This is a genomic window from Chryseobacterium sp. SIMBA_028, from assembly GCF_046535285.1.
Taxonomy (GTDB): Bacteria; Bacteroidota; Bacteroidia; order Flavobacteriales; family Weeksellaceae; genus Chryseobacterium.
Genome location: NZ_JAWRWZ010000681.1, coordinates 1 through 246, shown reverse-complemented (window position 1 = coordinate 246; position 246 = coordinate 1). Strand labels below are relative to the sequence as shown.

Below are 246 nucleotides of genomic sequence, written 5' to 3'. Positions count from 1 at the left end.
ATGTACGCGTATTCGCTGCCCATCTTTTATCAATTGGGTTGCATTTTCAACTCCGACAACTGCAGGTAAGCCGTATTCACGCGCGATAACCGCTCCATGGGTCATCAGTCCGCCAACTTCAGTGACCAGGCCTTTTATGGATACAAACAATGGTGTCCAGCTGGGATCAGTATAAGGGGTAACTAATATATCCCCATCTTCCAAATCGGCATCTTCCATGTTTAAAATAACCCGTGCCCGCCCCTC

1 protein-coding gene is annotated in these 246 nt (G+C 48.0%); it reads right to left on the bottom strand.

The genetic code is table 11. The features are described from left to right. A partial coding sequence (locus SCA31_RS24970) for a PEP-utilizing enzyme (protein WP_410699639.1) occupies window positions 1-219 on the bottom strand: 219 nt, incomplete at its 3' end. Window positions 220-246: the final 27 nt, after the last annotated feature.